Source organism: Chitinophaga pendula (assembly GCF_020386615.1).
In the GTDB taxonomy this organism is placed as follows: domain Bacteria; phylum Bacteroidota; class Bacteroidia; order Chitinophagales; family Chitinophagaceae; genus Chitinophaga; species Chitinophaga pendula.
The window spans coordinates 2,307,683-2,327,937 of record NZ_CP077769.1; the positions used below are offsets into that span (position 1 = coordinate 2,307,683).

The following is a 20,255-nucleotide window of genomic DNA, read 5'->3' on the forward strand; positions in this document are numbered from 1 at the left end:
CACCGTGTTCAAATCGATATATCGACGGATACGGAGGATAATGAAAATGAAGAAAGCACTGAAACGGATAAGTTGATATGCTTACTCCTGACCGATACACATACTATATCGTCTTTATCAGAACAGGATAAAGCACCTATGCACAATACTTACTGTTGTAATTATACTACCGACCATTTTGATACTATCCCATCACCGCCTCCCGACAATAGCATGATCTAACACAGGTACCCGTCGCTGTAAACTTTCGCCGCTTCCCAATAACAGTACAACCTGATACACCTATCATAGCAGTAGCTGCTAGATCTGTCCGCATATCATTTTCGATAATCCATACACTTTAATTTATGATGTATCAACAAGGTAGTCCTACGCCCTTGCGGCGGTTGGTGAAGCTGCTTCATCCAGAACGAAAAACTATCAATTATATCTTTATCTATGCCATTGTTATTGGCGCGATCAGTTTGACAATTCCATTGGGAATTACCGCCACCTTTAATTTACTCAGCAACGGGGCGATGTACAGCTCCACTTACCTGCTGGTTACATTCGTGATAATAGGGGTGATCGTAGCCGGTCTTTTATTGATCGGTCAGTTAACGCTGGTGGAATATCTTGAGCAAAAGATATTTTTGAAATCGGCGCTTGAATTTGCTTACCGGTTGCCGCGGATCAAGCGAACCGAACTACAGGGGGCTAACCTGGTTGAATTGGTCAATCGTTTCTTTGATGTGGTAATTATCCAAAAAGGGATCATCAAATTGCTGACGGATATTGTTTCGGCGATCATGACGGTTTCTTTTAGTGTGGTACTCCTTTCCTTTTACCATCCGGTGTTCCTGACATTTGGCCTGGTCGTTATGATTGCGGTAGCTGTCATATTAGCGGTGTATTACAAGCGCGGTCTCAATACCAGTATTGAAGAGTCGGAGCACAAATATGCTACGGTGGCTTATTTGGAAAATGTGGCAGCTAACATTGAAACGTATCGGGATAACCAGGAGAAGATGCAGGAGATCATTATGAATACGGATCGGATGAGCGGTAAATATTTATCTGCCAGAAACCATCACTTCAGTGTACTTAAGCGGTTTTTCCTAAGTGCTGTCGCTATCCGGACCCTGTTGTTCGGAGCGATGCTATTGCTGGGATCTTACTTCGTGATGGAACGGCAAATGACGTTCGGGCAGTTTGTAGCTGCTGAAGTGGTGATTGTACAGATCGGCTATGCGATTGAAAAACTACTGACCAACCTGAATACCATTTTTGATATGCTGACAGGTAGTGTCAAGTTAGGTGCGGTAACGGATTTAGCGCTGGAGGAGGGCGTAACGGCATATGGCGACTAACAAACATCATTCAACAGAAGTAGTCCGTTGGGACGATCTTTCCCAGGTGGGACGCGAAAAGTTATTAAAGCAACAGGGTTTAATCTACCTGGGGCGGTTGCTGCTTATTGCTGCTGCTGTTTTTATCATCATTTTATTTCTGCCCTGGCGGCAGACGATTCCCGGGAGAGGTGTTGTAACGGCGCTCCGGCCAGAAGACCGGCCACAAACGGTGCAGAACCAGATCGGAGGACGTATTGAACGCTGGGCGGTCCGGGAAGGAGATGAAGTGCATCGAGGAGATACGATCATGGTGCTGTCTGAAACGTCTCAATCCTACTTTGATCCGGAGCTGCCTTTACGTTTGCAGGAGCAGCTTGTGGCCAAACGTAACAGCGAAGATGCTGCGGACCAGAAAATGGAAGCGACACATGCACAGATCAGTGCATTGCATAATGGGCTACGATACCAACTCCAGGCGGCGCAAAATAAGGTGGTGCAGGCGCATAATCTGGTCAAGACCGACAGTGCTGACCTGCTTGCCGTACGGAGCTTTTACGCGACCAGCGTGGCGCGGTTAGACCGTTATGAACAAGGCTATAAAGACGGCTTATTCTCCCTGACGGATATCGAAACGAGAAGACTCAACCTGCAGAACGATCAGGCGAAGGTGGTCAGTGCCGAAAATAAACTGATCAATTCGAGACAGACATTGGTGAATGCTACTATTGAGCTGGACAATATACGGGCAAAGTACAGTGAATCGTTGGCGAAGGCGCAATCGGACCTGGGATCAGCGCTTTCGTCCAAGGCTTCTGTCCAGGGTGACATTGCCAAGCTGCGGAACGAAATGACGAACATCGATATTCGTCGGAAATTATATGTGGTGAGGGCTCCCCAGGATGGTTATATCGTGAAGACATTTAAAGCAGGTATTGGCGAAAATATTAAGGAAGGGGAATCCATCGCTACGCTGCAGCCTTATAATCCTGCATTAGCTGCGGAGATCTATGTAAATGCTATGGATGTACCGCTGATCCTGAATGAAAGCAATGCCAGGCTGCAATTTGAGGGCTGGCCTTCTGTTCAGTTCTCCGGCTGGCCATCGGTGGCGGTAGGTACCTTTGCAGGGAAGGTAACCGTTATCGATAAAGTAAGTAGTCCCAACGGCCAATATCGCTTGTTAATACGTCCTACGGAACCTGTTCCGGAGGGGGACGAGACCTGGCCGCAGCAACTACGGTTAGGCTCGGGGGTGTATGGCCGGGTTATATTAGAAGCGGTACCCCTGTGGTATGAGATATGGCGGCAGTTGAATGGCTTCCCGCCAAGTCTGAAACAAGAACCCAAAGGGGAAACATCAAAATAAGGGACTACCATGATCAGATTTTACTTTTTATTCATCGCTTGCCAATTGCTGGCAGGGTCGATCACCTTTGCGCAGGTGTATCAGCCAGCTACTGCTGCTACTGTGTTCACCACGGAGGATCTGGAGGACTTGCTGATGGCACATCATCCTGTCGTTAAACAGACGCAGCTTTTGGGGGCGGCGGCAAGGGCGCAGGTAGCGCAGGCACTCGGTAAATTCGATCCTACGATTTACGCTGCCTTTCAAAACAAACATTTTGGCAATACCAACTATTATAATGAGTGGAATAGTGAGTTGAAGGTGCCGTTGTGGCTGGCAGGCGCTGATCTGAAAGTGGCTTACGACCGGAATGTGGGCGCCTATGCCAATCCAAAAACAGTGACAAATGATGCGGGCCTGTCTGCTGTCGGGCTCAGTATTCCGCTGGGGCAAGGCTTTTTTATTGACAACCGTCGGAACACACTATGGCAAGCTAAAGCCATGCTTAACTATGCAGAAGCGGAGCAGATCAAACAGATCAATACTATATGGCTCCAGGCGATATCGGACTATTGGAACTGGTATTATGCATACCGGCAGTATCGTTTGTTATATGAAGGGGTGGACCTTGCTCAAACCCGATTTCAGGCAATACGGGAACAAGTGTTGTTGGGTGACAAACCTGCCATTGATTCGGTAGAGGCCGCGATCACTATCCAGGAGCGGAAGATGGAATTGGCGAAATATGAAATCACGCTGCAGAACATGCGTTTGTTGTTGTCCAATCATTTGTGGAATGAACGCCAGCTGCCGGTGGAGCTTCCCGGTAATGCTATTCCTGATACGGTGGATCACGCTAAATTGCTCCCCGAAAAGAAAGTACTGGAGAAGCTGTTGGACCAGGTACCACAAATCCATCCGGAGTTGTTAAAGCTGGAGAGCAAAGGGCAGCAACTGCTGATAGAAGAGCGTTACCGGAAGGAAATGTTAAAGCCCAAGCTGAATGTGACCGGAACGCTGATCTCTAGTCGCAACCGTTTCAACGAGTTTATCCCTGCGGCTTATGACTTTAATTGGAGTAATTATAAGGTAGGCGTAGACTTCGTTTTTCCGATATTTTTACGAGCGGAGCGAGGTAAGCTCAAGGAGGTGAGGATCAAACAGGAGCAGTTACGGTATGATCAGCTGATCACGGATAGAAATATCCGCAACGATGTGACCATGAAATATAACGACCTCACGGCATATAGCGAACAGATACGGCTGCAGGTCAAAAATATTGCGGACCAGGAAGTCTTGCTACGCGGAGAGGTGCAGAAGTTCAACCTGGGCGAGACCACGCTTTTCCTGATCAACAGCAGAGAGAGTAAACTTATTGACATGCAGATCAAACGGGAGAACCTGGTGATCAGTTATCAGAAGGCATTAGCGGAGCTTTATTACAAGGCAGGGACGCGATTATAAGCGATACTGTTTATCGTGTCATTTTGAGCGGCATTGTTTGCTATGTGCACCGGCAAATTGTCGTAAGGGACTGTTTCAAAAGTAATCTGAGGGACTTGAGAATTCTATATATGGAAATTCTCTCCATCAGGTATCCGAATAAAATCGGATAAACATTACTGTTGAGACAGCCCCTTTTATTTTAACGACCAGACGTCTATGAGGGTATGTATTCTTTGTTCCTATATTTACTGCTGCCGGAATGGAGAGGCAGGATGATGAATAAATGCAGTGGCTTTTAGTTTTAAATTGAGTTACAGTAGGGTAGGTGTGTTGCTATGCCCTCTTTACGGATGCGATAGTATGTGTTATCGACCGTTCATTTTGGAGGCGCCGTTACTTTTTCGTTTTTTTTCAGAAAAAAAATAAGATGACTGAGGGTGAAAAAAGAAAAAACGCGTATCTTTTTACTAATGCCGGCATCACTTGTGTAACCCATAACAGACCTACGGGTTGGTTGTGTGACCTCTTATTTCCAATGAACCTTTATTTACGCTAAAATTCTACTTATGCAAAACAAGCATCCACGTTTATTGCTGCTGGCTATAGCAGCTATGTTAGCAGGTGTGTCCTGTTCAAAAAACAACAACCTAAAGCCGGATCAGGGCGGATTGAGTGAAGGCGACCGTAATGTCTCCACAGAAGCGATCACGCCTACTCCGCATTGTATTGCGTATGTAGAGGTAAATGACAATGCATTGAAGAATGCAGGTTGTTTTACGCTCAGTAATGGCAAGCCCGTGGTAAATACTGCGGTGATCTTTGCCGGTAATATCAACTATTATACAAATCCTTCGACCGGGGCTAAAAATCCGGTGGTGAAGCTGAATGCCCAGGTAACCTACCTGTTGACGAAGACGACTTATGTACAGGACCTGAAGAACAAAGGTATCAAGGTAACGCTATCTTTGTTGAATAACCATGATGGTAGTGGTTGGAGTAGCTTTAAGAACCAGGCGGAAATGGATTACTTTGCCAAGAGTGTGAAGAAAACCATAGAGACTTATGGACTGGATGGTATTGAGATCGATGATGAATATTCTGATGCTTCATCAGCTACGGTGGAGTCTACGCCGAAAGCGATAGATGCGATCCGTAAGCTGTTGCCCAATATCATTATCGGGCATTACCTGTTTTCCGATAAGGTAAGCCCTTCTTCCGTATTGGCGTATAAGTTTGCCGACGGCCGTAAGTTTGCCGATATGATTGACTATGCATTGCCTGACTACAATGTAAATCCTGACAACTACCTGAGCAGCATTGCGAAGAACAAGCTGTTCTTCTCCCGCCAGGCGAGCAGCAGTTCTATCCAGACGGATGCTACCAAAGCGAAGAACAACGGTTATGCCGGTGTGATGTTATTTAATGTGACCAGTGGTTCTACCAATGGAATGTCGCAGGTGGCGAAGGGTTTTTATGGTACCAGTGCTACTGTGACGGTGCCCAGCGGTTGTAATGCTCCCTGGGATCGTGCTACTATAGAGAAGGGACCTGAGACCTATGTGATCCCATAATAGTTCTATTCTTTGTGTATAATTAGAGGGTAGCTGGTTAATAACCAGCTGCCCTTTTCCTTTTTAAGAATAACGAATTTTTGTTATATGGTTATGAAGTTGTAGCTTTAGCTATCGGAAGCCACCACAATGTTAATTAATCCGCATAATTATCCTTATGAAAAACATCCTGCGCATTGCGGCATGCAGTGCAAGTTTACTTTTTGTCCAACAATCCATCGTGAAGGCCCAGGTAGATCTGGGAGTTAAGGCTGGTATCAGCATTCCCAATCTGACCGGTGGTAAATCGGACAATCCTATTAACAGCGGCTATGGTTCCCGGTCGGGACTGGATATAGCCATACATGCTGAATTTCATCTGACCAAACAGTTCTCTATACAGCCGGAGTTGCGTTATTCGCAGCAGGGCGGTAAAAAGAATGGCAAACAAGCATTTACGCCACCGGCAGCGCTTACGCAAGGTGTGCCGCCGGAGATGGTGCCTAAGTATTTTTACGCTGATTACAAAAGTGAGGCAAAGATCAACTACCTGATGTTGCCGATACTGGCGAAGTATAACTTCCGGCTCGGTGAGCATTGGGGGCTGTATGTAGCGGCAGGACCTTTTGTGAGCCTGCGTCTGAGTGCCAAGAATGTAACGGAGGGCACCAGTACTATTTACCTGGACGATGCACATACGCAGCCGCTCCCGTTGCCGGGCGGGCAGGTGTTGCCGCCACAATCCTTTGATCGTACGGTGGATATCAAAAATGAGATCCGTCCGTTCAATGCCGGTATAGACGGGCATGTAGGTGTGGCCTACAGATGGGCGCGTAGCAGTGTGTTCATCGAAGGCGGTGGCAACTATGGATTCATCAATATTCAGGAAAATGACATCAATGGTAAGAACAATACCGGTGCTGCGGTGGTAGTGGCCGGGTATTCTTTCCGTATCTGTAAGTAATAGTTGTTAGTAGGTTCAGACACCTCCGGTCAGTTATACTGGTCCGGAGGTGTTTTGTTTTAGCATTTTTGTACAAGCGCAACGTAATGTATTTGTGCTGTTAGTGGTCGTTTAGGCGAATGTGCTATTAAGGTAGCATATCGTTCTGCGCTTTGCCATGGGATGTTTTGTTTGGGGCCGGTTGTGATATACGGTCACTATAGGGGAATTAGGGGAGAGGTGTTCGTGAGGTGGACTTGTAAGTTTTGGGGTATTACACCTGGTTGGACAGGGAGATCGGCGTGATTTGGGGGTACCTGGAGGAGATGGGAAGGGGAATGCTCCTGTTTTTGCCCGTGATTGGAAGCCGGGATGGCATGGGAGTGCCGCAGGCATGCTGCCTGACTTGCGTACTATATTTATTTTTTGAACGGGGACAAATGGGAGGTGCTATTCGTGCAGCGGTGGCTTATAATGGCGGAATGCCGGCATTTCAGGTAGCTGGCGGGGCCAGGTGATGAATAACGCAGGAGACATCTTTTTAGGGTGCTTAAAACGCTTTTTAGGAGACGGCGGTGCCGGCGGCTGTATGGCGATGATATCTGCCACGATGTTTTTGTTGTGGTTGCCGTGGGAGAGGGCATGTACCTGTAGTGTGAGTATCAGGGTGCCTTTACCCGGCAGGGTAGCGTCCATCCGGATGCTTTGCCCGGCCATGGCGGTAATGAGTGCCCGGGAAGTGATGACTTTACCGGTAGCAAAACAGATACGGGTAGCGATCAGTTTGATCTCCAGGAGGGCGGTTGTATGAGGGGTGAGGCACACTTCGCTGTTATTGGCGGTAAGCGATAGGTGCAGGTATCTTTCTGTGCCTGCCTGTTTGTTGAAGCGGAAGCCGGTGAGTGGTGAAAGGTTTTTGCCGGCGGTGATCAGTATTTTATTCAACCGGTTGATCAACGTGCCATCATAGCGGGTATCCAGGTGGCTGCTGAGTGCACGGCGGATCAGTTTACCCTTGCTGCTGGCGATGCCGAACTCTTTGGCTGCCCGGCGGGTAGCGGGTGTCTGGCGGACGGTGTCGGGGCGGGTACGGAGAAAATAATGGCCGTTACGGCGGTAACCGATCAAATTACCACACCTGCCGGTGAATGGAAATGCGCGGGGTTGCTTTGCCATTGAATATAGGTTTCCCTGAAGTTACGGGAAAAAAGGGAGGGCGCCAAAGGGGAGGCGGGTGCTATATCAGCTATGGTTAGCTTTACCAAATGCGAGGATATTCCCATCTGCATCGCGGATGGCAAAATCCCGCATACCATACTCCCGGTCGGCCGGTGCGACGATGGCGAGGGCGCCTTTGGCAACAATGTCTTGGAAATACTGGTCTACTTCATCACAGAAGACGTACATATGACCTTCGCCGGTTGCTTTCCTGTTGCCGGCATGATCGGGGCCGGACAGTTGCAGTAAGACATTCCCATAGTACAAACCAGCGATGGCGCCATACTCAAAGTCGATGGCGAATCCCAGGGTATCTACGTAATACTTCAGCGAAGCTGCCAGGTCGCTGACGGAGAAGATGGTGGCTGCACATTCAGGTGTCATGACGGGAGGTTTTGGGTGAATGGTTGTCGGATCAGAACCTGCCTGCTTTTCTGAACTCCAGCGGTGAGAGGTTCGTTTTTGTCCGGAACAATTTAGAAAAAGACTGCGGATATTCAAAACCCAGTTCGAAAGCGATTTCGTTGACGGAGAGGTCTGTCACGATCAATCTTTCTTTCGCCTTTTCTATGATCTTCTCTTGTATGTGTTGCTGTGTACTGTTGCCTGTGAGTGTTTTGAGCAGGCCGCTCAGGTAGTTGGGAGAGATATTCAGCTGGCTGGATATCTCTTTTACCGTAGGGATACCTTTTTCTTCCAGTACTTCGGGTGTAAAAGCTTTTTCGAGCAAGGCATCCAGCTGGCTGACGATACCGTGGTGGGTGATCTTACGGGTAATGAACTGCCGCTGGTAAAAGCGGGCGGCATATCCCAGTAAAGATTCGATGAGGGAGAGGATGATATCCTGGCTAAAGGTGTCGATGTTGGTAAGATATTCCTGCTGGATGTTGCTGAACAAACCGCCGATGGTCTGTGTCTCGCTATCGGAGAGAAACAAGGCTTCATTAGTCGAATAATCGAAGAACTCGTATTGTTTCATCTTGGCTGCCAGGGGATGGTTCCAGAGGAAGTCCGGATGGAGCAGCAGCAACCATCCGAACACATTTACATCCTCTGCCTGGCCGGCATTAAAACTAAATACCCTGCCAGGGGCGATAAAGTTCATGATCCCTTTGTCGAAATCATATTCCTCTTGTCCATATTTCATTCTCAGGCAGGACTGTGCGGAGTTGCCCATGCCGATGAAATAGAAATCCGTCGTTACTACGATGCCGGTGTTGCCCGATTGTCTCTTGAGCGCTTCAGTATTGAGTATGCTGATAAGCGGATGTTTGGTATCGGGTAATCCTCGCAGTCGCAACAGCTCGCTGATACCTTTTATTTTCAGGGGCAGATTTCCAGCCATGATATTTAGTTTTGGTGATACCAGGTGGCGTATTCCCTGGCGAAGTCCTGCAGTTTCCGTTTGCCTGTTACCGGTGTGTGCTGGTCGTAGTCTTTTTGTGCTTTACCGTTGTGCATCATTTCCTGCATTTCTACCAGTAGTCCGGCAGCTTCGGGGGATATGCCGTTTGCTTCGAGCACTTGTTGTACCTGGTCTCCGGGGAGTATTATCCATTGGAGGTCTGGTATGCCGATAGCTGCTCCTATTATGCCGGCGGCCTGTGTACAGGTCATTTCTTCGCTGACCACGTACAGCGGTTTAGCCCCGGGAGTGGCAGGAGTGTTCATCTCTGCTGCGATAGCGGCGGCGATGTCTTCGGGTGCTACGAAGGCGATCCTGTCTGTTCCACCATAATTGGAAACGATCATGCCCTGCTGGCGGATCATCTCTTTCATGTGATAGAAATTACTGTAGAACGGCCCTGGTCGTACAAAGGTAACGGAGACTCCTTTAAGCGCCTCAAATTTCTTCTCCGGCTGCACGGAGCTCAGCAGGTGGGCTATCCATCCGGAGAGTACGATGGCGCGTTTTACGCCGGATTGGCGAATGGCCTCTACGTAATGGTCCATATTCCTGTCCCAGGCATCGATGGCCCTCGTTGTGAAGTCTAGCGGGTTCATGCAATACACGACATCTGCCCCGGTAAAGGTCTGTATGAGGAAGGGCAGGTCGCTGATGCTGCCGATAGCGGACTGGGCACCCATTGCCTGTATCTGCGCTTGTTTATCAGGATCCGTGCTGATGAGGGTGACCTGGTGTCCTTGCTGTACGAGTATTTCTGTGAGCGGTTTACTGATATGCCCGAGAGAGCCGGTAAGTACGATTTTCATGTTCAATGATTTTTATACTCAAAGGTCTTTCGGAATGGTTCGGTAAAAGTGTTCAAATCTCTACGATTTGTATGAAAATGTATGGAAGGAGTATTTTTAGGAGGGGCACCAAAAAAAATAAGCAGCATCATAGACGCTGCTCATTTGTCAGGAAGTGTGTTGGTTTATTTCTTGTGAAGTCTTTCGATCATCAAAGAGGTGAAACTTCTGACACCTACTTTTATACACTGTTCATCCACCTTAAAATTAGGCGCATGATTCATGGCGATAATTCCCTTTTGGAAATCAGAACCCCCTAAAAGGAAATACACACCTGGTACTTTTTGTTGGAAGTAGGCGAAATCATCATTGAAGTAGGGAACTTGTCCGTAGTCTGGCGATATCAGATCATTGCCATAGATGCTGCTTAGTGTATTGGAGGCTTTTTCAGTCAACTTTGCATCGTTTATAACGGTTGGGTTGTCCTGAATGAATGATACAGATAATAGCTTGTCTTTATACTTTTCTGCTTCGATCACTTGTTCGATCTTCGGGATAATCTTTTGTAGATTAGCGGCGTTGGTCTCATATAAATATGTTTCCATAAAGAGCGCGTCTTTGTCTGCATAGATCCTGAATTTCTCATCCATGATAAGGTAGTCCTTAAAGATGGTATTGGGATTGGACAGCCCCATTTGAGGATCGACGATGTGCTGTATCTCCCAAGGCTTAGTATTGGGTTGTACACGGACTAAAGCCTTGTTGATCTTTTGCGCCAATGTTTTTGCTTCATCTTTGGATACTTCGTTTTTCAGTTTGATCCTTACCTGCTTCTGATAGGCGAATACTTCATTGGCTTTAGCGACGATCTTTCCTACCGGTATTGCCGTTACGTGCAGACCATAGATCTCATCCGGCTTTATTTTAGAGAACAAGCCCTGGGCTACCATGGCTTTGGCGCCAACAAATGTTTCTTCCTCTGGTTGGAAGATGAAGTAGGCGGTGCCTGCCAATGATTCTTTATTCTTTGCCAGGATGTCTGCTATCCCCAGGGCGATAGCCAGATGTACATCGTGTCCGCAACCATGTTGTACGCCCTTTACGGTAGACTTGAACGGCACGTCGTCGGGGAAGCTATTGGGTAAGGCATCCATCTCTGCGCGCCAGGCGATCTTCCTGCCTGGTTTTTTACCTTTTAGGATACCTATGATACCATGCCCATAGGTGCTGGTGTCTACTTCCATGCCTAAGTCCAGCAAATATTGCCGGATGACTTCGCGGGTGCGCGTTTCATTTTTTGCTAGTTCAGGATTGGCATGGAAGTCCCTTCTGATTTTGACGAGTTTGTCATAGATGCTGTCCGTTGTTGTTCTGACTAATTCATGTGTTAAGACTTTTTTGCCTTTTGGTTGCCAGCTGGCGAGACTTACTAACAGTACGAATAATAGGAATTTGATTCTCATGACTAAGATATTATTGGATGTTTAATGACCTTTTAACATGGATACGGGAATGGCATATCAATACTGCCCCAATCACAAGTGTATTTGAATATTCACATCTCTTAGTCCAATAGTTCAGCGGAATGGCGGCAAATTAGACAATAAAAAGTTCACTTTTTACCTTTTAGCGAGGCTTTTTGACGGATGGATGTTGCGGATGCGCATCTTTATCCTTCTCCATCCGCCCATCCCTTTATCCCGCGGGAGTGAGGAGGCATTTTCAATGTTGTGTTGTGAATGGCCAGCGGAAGGAAGAGTGGTGGAGAGAAGTTATCGAGGGGTACTTGCCGGAAGACAAAAATTCATCAAACGTTAGTACCTCGACATAGGATGATTGCTGTTTGTCTTGTATCCTGACGGAGCTGTATTTATCGTTGAAATACCGCAGGAAGGAGTTATGGAATATACATACGCAGCGTACTATAACAAAAAAAGATAAAAGAAAGAGTAATCCGAAGAGCACGTATAACAAACTTTCCACCCATTGTAATGCCAGATAAGGACGAAACAAAGTCAGCCTATGCAAACGCGCATAGGCTGACTGATGATCTTATCATTAACATCCAACGAAATACTTGCTATTCTTACCTAATATCTTTTTGGCGATCTGTAAAGCGATGATGGAGCCGACCATCACGATGAGGAAGCTGACGGTCCAGTAGAGGAGGTTGCCCGGTACTTCGGAGTGGAACACTTTCATGTGTGCGCCGCGCAGGAACAATACGAAGAAGTAGTGTACAAAGTAGATACCGAAACTCAGCACTGCCAGTGTATCTACAAACTTAGGCATATATTTTTCCAGCCGCCAGAGCCAGTAGATGTAAAAGCAGCAGAAGAGCATTTTCTGCGTGTAGTCTACTGGGTCGTACCACGCCTTCGGTACGAAGAAATTCAGCACCAGGAACCCTATAGAGAGCACGGTGATCAGCACCCAGTACTTTTTGGCGAACTCCAGGTATTCGTCTTTATACCGGCTCAGGAACATCCCAAACACATATACGGACAGGAAGTGTACTGCCATGCCCAGGGTATCGCTGAGGGCGCTACGTTGTATGATGAGGGACAGTGCGATGAGCGGCAGCAGTACGTAGTATAGCTTTGGGTGCCGGTCGATGTACAGTAATACCGGTGCGATCAGGTAGTAGATGGTGATCATGGGGATGAACCACAGCTGTTGCAGGTGGGCGCCGTGGAACAGGTAGTGCATGGCCTGCTGACCACGTGTCCAGCTGAGGAAATCCGGATGTTCTTCTATCGTAAAGCCGGGTACGTCATGGCTGACGATACGATAGATGATGATAGGTACGGAGATAATGAGGTAAGGACAGATCACGTTCTGGAACTTCTTGATCAGGTAGTCCTTGTATTCAAACTTAGCAGAAAGGTGCTGGAACAGGTATCCGGCGATGAAGAGGAACAGGATCGTGGAGTTTTGGAACACGATATCCAGTATCTTCTGGGTAACGGAGCCCTGTGGCCAGGCTACGAGTATATGTGCTGCCACTACATAGATGATAGCGATACCACGGAAATTGTGGATATAACTAATGAACTTCTTGCCACCTGCAGTCGGCTTAGGGGCAGGTGGTGGGAGGGTAGCTGATGTTGATGTGGTATCCATATCTTACTGCTTTCGTAGTTTGACTATTATCGGCGGGCGACGTTGGAAGTACGCGAGGCAGGGCGCTGGTACTGTAACAGCCACTCGTATATGTTCATGCCATTCTCCCGGAAGTCGGGGTTATAAAACCGGTACCAGCCGCTGTGACCACCCGGGTAGAGGGTCAGCCGGGCCATCCCGGGTTTATACTTGTTGGTACTGTCGGCGAAGTCTTTCACGTTGTCGCGGAAGTAGGCTTCATCCTGACCGGCGAAGTACCAGGTATGTATGCCGGCACCGGCGGAGACGTTGTATCTTTTCAGATAAGCTTCGTCGATCCGGGCGGGCGACATGGTTATACAGGCGGCGATGCGGGTTGCCTGCCTTTTGTCGTGGTTTTTGGCAGACTCCACCGCCCATCCGCCGGCGCTGTAACCGGTGAGGTATATGCGGGTAGTGTCTATCGCATAGCGTTTGATCACATCATCCAGCATAGGACCTACATCCTGCGGAGAGAAAGACCAGTGTTCTGCTAGCGGGGCCAGCACGATGAACTCATAGCGTTTACCATCCTTAGGGTTTACGGCGGCTATGCTTTTCCCTTCTTTCAACTGCCGGGTAACGCCTTCACGGAATATCTTGGAGAGGTCGTTACCGGCGATGCTTCTGCCGTGAAAACATACCAACAGCGGGTATTTATTTCCGGCTTTGTAATCTTTAGGCAGATAGATCAGTGCCTGTCTTGTCTGCCAGGGGCTGATGGCTACCTTTGTTTGTTGCATGGGCTCATACTGAGCGCTTGCTTTGGTGGTTAATAGTATCATGGCGCACAATAGCGCTTTCATTGTCAACAGCTTACTCATGAACAGTATGTTTGACAGTTAGTGGAATAGAAGGACAGTTCAGTGATCCCCTGTTATATTGTTTCCCGATAGATGTAACGTGTTCCGGGCAGCAGCCCGGTGGTGCAATACCTGTTTATTGTCCCCTTGTAGCAAATACGTATAAAAAATCGCTAGTACTGTTTACAGCTGCATCATTACTTCTTCCAGTGTCATACCTACGATACCTTCGAGGTCTACTTTTGACTGGCGGAGATTGCGCTCTAATACTACGCGTTGCGTCATGGCATCGTTGTAGAATTTGTAGGCTTCTTTGTAAGTGGTGATGTTAGTTTCTTTTTCGCCGGCTTTAAATTTCTCTTCTACCTGGTTGTAGTATACCAAAGCATCTTCGAGGATGGGCTGGTGTAATTCCAGGAGGCGTTTGTTAGCCGCATACTCTTCGTAGTAGCGTAATACGCGGGCTTTGATCTGCAGTACTTCAGATTCTCGCTGTACGTCGATCAGTTTGGCGTTGGCGCGGGTACGTTTTACTTCTGCAGGGATGGCGATCAGGTTACCGATCGGTAAAGTTACCCCGAAGTTGTAACGAGGGAAGAAGTTGTTGGCACTGCCTTTGTTTTCGAGGGTGAACTCATTCAAGTTGCCAGAGGCAGAGAAATGGTTGGCCCACTTAGCGCCGGCGATCGTTGTTTCGTATTTCACCATTTGTTTTTCCAGGGCGTATTTACGTACGTCCGGGTTTTGTATTGCCAGTTCTACCAGTTTCTGTTTGAAACGAGTTACGTTAGCAGGGTCTGCCGGCAATTTCAGTAATACAGCAGTATCCAAACGCTGTTGAGCATGTACGGCGCTACCCAGCGAAACCGCCAGCATGGCCACTAGAATTTTTTTCATATTGATTGTTTTACGACGCATCATAAGTATATCTCACTTTAATAACGATAGCGATAAAGATATTCAGCAGCAGCGCAGATTCCACAAGAGAAACAGCATCTTGCGCGTATTGTGCGATAGCAATGGAAAACACTACGGCGGCGATGGATATCATCAGTAGTTTATCCAGCTCGTCTTTGACTTTAAAGAAGTTGATGATAGCTGCCTGTATGATAAAGAAAAAGTAGGCGCCGCATACCAGGAGGCCAAGCCAGCCTGTCTCCAGTACGGCACGGAGGTATCCGTTGTCGGTCTGGAAGTCGGCCAGTTCGTGGCCGGGTGCGAAGGTGGCGCCATTACCGCCGGTGGTATTGAGTCCTCCTCCGATGGGATGACTATATATGTATGGTTGTATGCGGTGGCGGTTCACCTCTCGCACATTTACAGATTCGTCCTGTTTTCCCAGGAAAGCCGTTCTTACACGTATGATGGTCGGATTGCCGTGGAAGGGGCCATAAAGAATGACGAGTCCCACGAGTCCACATACCATGGCGATGATGATGGTATTTCTTTTTTGCAGGTTGGCGATGAAAAAGATAAGCAGGCCCAATGGCAGCATTACATAACCGGTACGGGTACCGGAATAGCCGAGGGCCAGCATCTGGAGGCCGGCAGATATCAGTATCAGCAGTTTTTTGGGAATGCTGATAGCGTGTTTACTGGCGGTGAGCAGGATGACGCAGATGGCGATATTGCCTGCCATAAGGATCCCGAATACGGCGGGATCGGACATAAAGGAATATACGCGGGTGCCGCTTAGGATGATCACGGTTCTAAACTTCTCAGGATAGCGGGCAATGAATGCCAGCTCGTAGGAGGGGAGTCCGAACCATTGCTGTATGCAGGCATAGACAGCAGCCAGCGTAGAGATCACCAGCCAGAACTTGAAGAAGGTCCGTACGTCCTTCATGCTGTTGAAGATATTCAAGCCGATGTACACCATGATGAGGTTACGGATGAATACGCGCATGAAGATGACCCATACCAAGAAGCCGGGACCGGCAGGATTCACTACTTCTATGATCTGTACGAGGGTATAGAGATAGAGGGTGATCAGCAGGGGGTCTTTGGCATAGTTGACTTTTTTGGCGCTTTCATGTCCGCGCTGGAAGATACAACCGAACAGTACGCACCATAGCAAGGCGTCCATGACAAGTCCTACCTGTTGTTCTGCGCCCGACATACGCTCGCCGAGGCGGATACAAAGTGTGACAGTTATATAGATATAATATCCGAGGCGATAATTGACCAGACAGGTCAGGCACATGGCACCACCTATAATGCCGACGGCTATCATGGCGCCTGCTTTGACATCGGAGGCTGCCAGCCAGGCCAGCAGCGGCACCAGTACGATCCATACTGCAGCCAATAACGCCGGTTTGATATTTCTTCGTGTAGTGATCACTTCGTTACGAGAATACTGTTTTAAAACACAGGGCCAGTATCACCAGTCCTGCAAATAGTATGATCAGTGTCTTGTGTAAAGATTCGCTGATGACCTTCGGTTCATTTTTCTGTTTCATATCAGCCATTAATTTTCTATCGGTTTTAAAGGCTGACTGCCTTGCACCGGTGTGTAATTCACTTGCTTAAAAGGTCCTTTGAACAGGAAGTTCATCCCCAGGCGGATACATACGCGATATAAGAGCATGGACCCATAGATGCCGGCGGTGACTAGGAATAGGGTCAGCAGTGGCATGTTGATCTGCAGACCTGTTTTCAGTACCATAAAACGCAGCAGGAACACAATGCCCAGGTGCAGCAGGTAGATGTACAACGAGTAATGACCGATCGTACGTAGTATAGTCAGCCGCTCGTGTTTGGCCAGCAACAGGGAGAGTATGATCACCAGCAGCCCGCCGAACAGTGCCATCGCAGAATATATGTAGATATTCATACCCGGATGTTTCATACAATAGTACTGAATGCCGATAAATACCGGGAGTAGCAGTAATGCTTTGGGGGCAGAGGTGAGGCTATCCAGTATCTTCTCGCGGAAGAAATAAGGAGCGGCCAGGTCGCCTAATGCAAAGAACACATAGTGCATCATCACGTCGGTAAGCGTACTGATATCGCCGGCATAAGGCTTGAGCGACAGCAGGGCCAATCCTATCAGCAGCTGTACCGGCGCTTTAAACCGGCATACCTGGCTGAAGAAAAGATAAAGTACAGACGTGTTGAAGAGGGCAAACAAATACCATTGCTGAAGCATGGTACGTGGATGAATGAGTATATCTATATAGTCTCCGGCATCCCGTTTGAAATTGGTATACTCGGAGAACATGATCTGGAGGGTGAGCTGAATGATACACCACAACAGGTAAGGATACAGTAGGGTATTTACCTTGGTGATAGCAAAGTTCTTCGGTCCGTACTTACGCTGGCTGGATGAAAAGAAGAGGCCAGAGAGGAAGAAGAACAAAGGCATGCGGAAGCCATACAGCATTTCGTTGGCATCCATCATGGTATCATTGATCTCCACACCGCTATATAGCAGTCCGTAGATCACGTGACGATATACAACAAAGAGAATAGCAATTCCCTTAGCATAGTCGATCCAGGCATGGCGTCCATTGTGTTGTGGACGGAATGAGAAGATTGATCCAGTATGTGGGAACTGTTGGCTCATTTGACTGCATTTAGGTTTTTTTTTGGGTTGATAGTAAATATTTAGTTCAAGCGCGGTAAAAACAGGGAGCAGCCCTTTACGCATTACCTGTTATAGTTCTAGATAGTCATCCTTCACAGCGTTCAATACGGCGCCCATGAATTTAGGCCCCAGCGATTGCAGGAACTGTATAGACTCCTTGTCATTCTGCTTGACGGTGGCCCTGGATGAAAATATGGCGATCACGCCTTCTGCATATTGCGCCAGCTCCTTACTATCGGTATAGTCATTGAGCGGGGCGCCTTCCATGAGGATGAAATCATAGTATTGTGCCAGTTGCGGCAGGTAGTTCAGCAAGTGGTTCTTAGGCAGTATCTCTGATGGTGTGTAATCGCCTCCTTTACATCCGAAGACTTCGATGCCTTCGATGGAGTAGGTGGTCACCATCTCTTTCACTTTATCAATGCTGAAATTTTCCGGTTCTATAGAGAAGGACTCTAATGTCGGCTTGGCGTTGAGTTGAACGGTAAGGTCGTTATTACAGAAGTTAGTATCCAGCACCAGTACTTTTTTGTTGCTCAGGCTGAGGCTGTAAGCGATCGCCTGTACGAGGGTGGTCTTACCCTGTTGTGGTTCTGTACTGGTGAACAGGAAGATGGACTTGCCACTACTTTCTATTTCATAACGCAGTTTACGCAGCAGCTCGCGGAAGCTGTTCTGGCGGGACAGTTTCTTATGTACTTCCTGGCGTTGTATCACTTCGAGTATGCTGTGTTTATGCAGGTCGGTGTGATTGATGGTGCTGATCAGTTTAAGGCCTACGTTTTTTTCAAATATAGACGGTGATTTGATAGAGCCATCGAAGAACTCCATAAAGAGGATACCCAGTGTAGACAGCAGGAATACGGATACACCTGCCATGCCCATGAGTACGATACGTTTGGAGGATTCCGGTTTGAAAGCCGGCTGTCCCTGTAGCGTCTGACGGAAGTTGTCCTGTGGTGCATTGCGGTTGTCGACAGCTGCGTTGAGTTTTTCCTTTAGTTTATTGTATTCATCCTGTGCCAGTGTTACTTCCTGTTGTAAGGTGCTAACGGTAGCTTCCTTGTTGGCGTAAGAGCCTACGGAATTTTTAAGGGAGCCTATTTTAGCTTGCAGGTTGGCGATGTTAAGTCTTGCTGCATTGAGATCTGCTTCCAGGGAGGCTTTCTTTTGCTGCAGTTCTTCTCTGGACAGTGCTTGTCCGCCGCCGCCCGTATTACCTGACGTCATGGCTCGTTGAAGTTGGGAGCGTAAGGATTTCACTTTAGCGCCCAGTTCGTCGTCGGAGCTACCCGTGCGGAGGTATTCTTCGTTAGCCTGATTCAGCTGTTTACGCAGGGCTACGATCTCGTTGTTGTTATTGAATGCGGTCTTGCCTTCGCTTAGTGCAGCGATCTGCTGATTGGTGCTTTGAAGGGAAGAGGAGAGGATGTTGCTGTTGGCTTTTTCGTCGAGCAGTGTTTTTTCGAGCTGTGCGATGAGGCTGAGCTCGTTGCCGCTGGCGGCTTCTACGTTCAGCAGTCCTTGAGAGGCTTTGAATGCGCGGAGTGCTTCCACTTTGATATCCAGTTCGCTTTTTTTCTGGGCCACGAGGCCTTCGAAGCTCTCGATATTTTCTACAGAGCGTTCGGAACGCAGACTGCGGTAGTATTTAGTGAATTCTTTATAGAGGGTGTTCACTACATAAGCAGATAGCTCCGGGTTGGTGGAACGGTAGGAGATATCGATATAATCGGTACGCTGTGCTCTGTTGACGGATAGCATTTTGCGGATAGACTCATAATCGTATTTACAGAGTTTCATGTACTCCAGTACTTTTCTCTCTTCCGGGCGGTAGGAGGTCAGCATCTGGAGGCTATCCAGTTTGTTTTTGCAGAGGTGGTAGGCGGCTTCTTTATCGAATTCGCGATACTCAGGCGATTTCATATCGTCTTTTGTAAGGCGGGTAAAAGGTTTGTTGGAGGTCAGGTCGTGTATCAGCAGGTCGTATTGCAGGAGGCTGATCACGATGGGGGATTGCATGGTTTGGATGACATTACCGAACTTGAGGTCCATCTCGGATACGTTGGTGTTTTCGTCACGAAGGCGTATCTGGTCGTTGGTGGTGAATCCGGTAGACATTTGGGCATTGGATACATATAAGCGCGGGCGGTCCATGGTAAAGACGAACGCCAGTGCCAATGCAGCGATGGTACTGATGATGATCCACCATTTCTTTTTCAGCAGGGCCTTAACGAAATATATTATATCCATATCAATTATTATTTTTCTTCAATTATCACTCCTTAAAAAACCGGTTACACCGGTATCTGCGAAGTGCACTTATTAATAAATCGGGTGGTTCTGGGACAGCGTTCGCGTTTCATTTGCATAGCGGATACAACAAGGTATCAGCATTCGCAGGCTTGAATATCACAGACATGGTTTATTGAGCCATGAAAGCGATCCGCTCAGAGGAAATGGTAAAAATCACAGTACGGTGGAGAGTTATTCCTACCGACTTTAAAGTGGCTTGTTCGAAGGATAAGGCTAATGGGAAGACGTGTTGCAGATCTTGACCCTAACAATGGACCGTATATCACTATGGGGACCTGGCGTGGTCTGCGCCCGGTTTTTATTGATCCTCAGGTGTATTCGGTTTAGCTGCGCAAAAGTAAACGGAAGATCACAAAAAAAGTAGCTTTTTGGGCGAAAATAGT

16 protein-coding genes are annotated in these 20,255 nt (G+C 47.8%); 5 read left to right on the top strand and 11 right to left on the bottom strand.

The genetic code is table 11. The annotated features are described in order from the left end of the window. Positions 1 to 347 precede the first annotated feature (347 nt). The 5 genes from KTO58_RS08530 (at position 348) to KTO58_RS08550 (ending at position 6,636) form a co-directional block, all read left to right on the top strand. Positions 348 to 1,349: an ABC transporter transmembrane domain-containing protein gene (locus tag KTO58_RS08530; protein ID WP_095839779.1), complete on the top strand. Its 1,002-nt coding sequence runs from the start codon at positions 348 to 350 to the stop codon at positions 1,347 to 1,349. Then, on the top strand, positions 1,339 to 2,697 hold the full coding sequence (locus KTO58_RS08535; protein ID WP_095839778.1) for an HlyD family secretion protein: 1,359 nt from the start codon (positions 1,339 to 1,341) through the stop codon (positions 2,695 to 2,697). The genes KTO58_RS08530 and KTO58_RS08535 overlap by 11 nt, the downstream gene beginning before the upstream one ends. Before the next feature lie 9 nt (positions 2,698 to 2,706). After that, complete coding sequence (locus KTO58_RS08540) at positions 2,707 to 4,140, top strand: TolC family protein (RefSeq protein WP_095839777.1); 1,434 nt, start codon at positions 2,707 to 2,709, stop codon at positions 4,138 to 4,140. A 548-nt stretch (positions 4,141 to 4,688) separates the two neighbouring features. Further along, positions 4,689 to 5,693, top strand: coding sequence for a glycosyl hydrolase family 18 protein (locus KTO58_RS08545; protein WP_095839776.1), 1,005 nt, complete (start codon positions 4,689 to 4,691; stop codon positions 5,691 to 5,693). Positions 5,694 to 5,850: 157 nt separating this feature from the next. Continuing rightward, entirely contained in the window at positions 5,851 to 6,636 is a 786-nt protein-coding gene (locus KTO58_RS08550; protein WP_095839775.1) for a porin family protein, read from the top strand. Between the two features lie 429 nt (positions 6,637 to 7,065). Here the strand turns inward: KTO58_RS08550 and KTO58_RS08555 are convergent, their stop codons facing one another. From KTO58_RS08555 to KTO58_RS08605, 11 genes are all read right to left on the bottom strand, one after another. Beyond that, positions 7,066 to 7,791 (bottom strand): hypothetical protein, encoded by a 726-nt coding sequence (locus KTO58_RS08555; protein ID WP_095839774.1) that lies wholly within the window; start codon positions 7,789 to 7,791, stop codon positions 7,066 to 7,068. Between the two features lie 66 nt (positions 7,792 to 7,857). Next, the gene (locus tag KTO58_RS08560) at positions 7,858 to 8,217 is read right to left on the bottom strand and encodes a VOC family protein (protein WP_095839773.1); all 360 of its coding nucleotides are present in this window, start codon (positions 8,215 to 8,217) and stop codon (positions 7,858 to 7,860) included. 31 nt (positions 8,218 to 8,248) lie between these two features. After that, positions 8,249 to 9,178: a helix-turn-helix domain-containing protein gene (locus tag KTO58_RS08565; protein WP_095839772.1), complete on the bottom strand. Its 930-nt coding sequence runs from the start codon at positions 9,176 to 9,178 to the stop codon at positions 8,249 to 8,251. Positions 9,179 to 9,183: 5 nt separating this feature from the next. Beyond that, positions 9,184 to 10,047, bottom strand: coding sequence for an SDR family oxidoreductase (locus KTO58_RS08570; RefSeq protein WP_095839771.1), 864 nt, complete (start codon positions 10,045 to 10,047; stop codon positions 9,184 to 9,186). Between the two features lie 164 nt (positions 10,048 to 10,211). Next, a complete protein-coding gene (locus KTO58_RS08575; RefSeq protein WP_095839770.1) occupies positions 10,212 to 11,489 on the bottom strand; it encodes a M20 metallopeptidase family protein in 1,278 nt (425 codons plus the stop codon). Between the two features lie 595 nt (positions 11,490 to 12,084). Continuing rightward, a complete protein-coding gene (locus KTO58_RS08580) occupies positions 12,085 to 13,149 on the bottom strand; it encodes an acyltransferase family protein (RefSeq protein ID WP_095839769.1) in 1,065 nt (354 codons plus the stop codon). Between the two features lie 26 nt (positions 13,150 to 13,175). Further along, on the bottom strand, positions 13,176 to 13,991 hold the full coding sequence (locus KTO58_RS08585) for a carboxylesterase family protein (protein WP_157753082.1): 816 nt from the start codon (positions 13,989 to 13,991) through the stop codon (positions 13,176 to 13,178). A gap of 162 nt (positions 13,992 to 14,153) precedes the next feature. Continuing rightward, positions 14,154 to 14,867 (bottom strand): TolC family protein, encoded by a 714-nt coding sequence (locus KTO58_RS08590; RefSeq protein ID WP_157753080.1) that lies wholly within the window; start codon positions 14,865 to 14,867, stop codon positions 14,154 to 14,156. 10 nt (positions 14,868 to 14,877) lie between these two features. Beyond that, on the bottom strand, positions 14,878 to 16,311 hold the full coding sequence (locus KTO58_RS08595) for an O-antigen ligase family protein (RefSeq protein ID WP_095839766.1): 1,434 nt from the start codon (positions 16,309 to 16,311) through the stop codon (positions 14,878 to 14,880). A gap of 126 nt (positions 16,312 to 16,437) precedes the next feature. Beyond that, the gene (locus KTO58_RS08600; protein WP_157753076.1) at positions 16,438 to 17,535 is read right to left on the bottom strand and encodes an acyltransferase family protein; all 1,098 of its coding nucleotides are present in this window, start codon (positions 17,533 to 17,535) and stop codon (positions 16,438 to 16,440) included. Positions 17,536 to 17,625: 90 nt separating this feature from the next. Further along, complete coding sequence (locus tag KTO58_RS08605; protein ID WP_095839764.1) at positions 17,626 to 19,809, bottom strand: exopolysaccharide transport family protein; 2,184 nt, start codon at positions 19,807 to 19,809, stop codon at positions 17,626 to 17,628. Positions 19,810 to 20,255 lie beyond the last annotated feature (446 nt).